This window comes from Brucella grignonensis, from assembly GCF_002252505.1.
GTDB classification, from domain to species: Bacteria; Pseudomonadota; Alphaproteobacteria; order Rhizobiales; family Rhizobiaceae; genus Brucella; species Brucella grignonensis.
On the sequence record NZ_NNRL01000054.1, the window covers coordinates 1 to 998 of the forward strand.

The window sequence follows — 998 nt, forward strand, 5'->3', positions numbered from 1 at the left end:
GCGGTCCAGACATTGCGTTCGACCTCCCGGTCCTCGAAGGTCTTTTTGCCGGTTTCGGGATCCACGATGGGTATCTTCACCGTCACCTGCTCGACACTGTCCTTGCGCAAGGTGACGGTGTCACCGAGCTCGACGCCGCCTTTCTCAATAGCCTTCGGAAGGCTGACACCCCAGACGCGATGGACCACGCCGTCGTCGGTTTTGACGTCGGCATATGGGCTCTCTTTTGCATCTTCGTCATTCGGCCGGAATTTCGCTTCGCCGGTTTCGACCAGTTGACCGGTGACGCCGGCGGCGTGATCGACGCGCTGCGCCCTGCCCCATTTCTCGCGCGGCGCAAAATCCTCGTGCGCCATATAGAGATCGGCCCGATCGCGATGTCGCGACATCGCAACATAGGCGAGATGCTGATCCATCATGCCGGTGGCCAGAACCAACGTCCTGTCCACGGTCGCGCCCTGGGATTTGTGCACGGTCGCCGCATAGCCATGGTCGACATTGCGATAGGTGCCCTGGCCGAAGGTTACCTCCCGCCCCGCATCCAGTTTTACCGTCAGCAGCGTCTCGCCGCGCTCGTTCGTGGTGCGTACCACGGTGCCGAGCATACCGTTCTTCACATGCTGTACGGAAAGATGCTCAGCGCGCTTTTCAAAGAAACGGGCGTTTTCGAGGAAGATCAGACGGTCACCAACGGCGAACTGTCGTACACCGCGTTCGGTCTGGTAGGCGCGGTCCTCGCCAAGCGCTTCCTGGCGACGCATCACGGAGCGGATCGCGTTGTTGAGCTTTCCGACATCATCATTGGTTTGCGCCAGAACCAGCAGTTCCGAACCGCTGAGGACTCGGCTTTCCGATTCCGCCTTGTTCCGGTAGTCCTCCCTCGCCTGCCCCCAATCCTCGACGATCCGCTCGATCGCCGCATCGCGGGTTTCAAGCTGGACGATGCGATCATGCTGCACATACGCATCGAGCGCCTCCTCGACCTTTCCGCGCGCGAA

1 pseudogene is annotated in these 998 nt (G+C 60.8%); it reads right to left on the bottom strand.

Annotation, left to right across the window (positions count from 1 at the left end):
* Positions 1 to 998 (bottom strand): annotated as a pseudogene (locus tag CEV33_RS00755) (Ti-type conjugative transfer relaxase TraA); the annotation flags it as partial.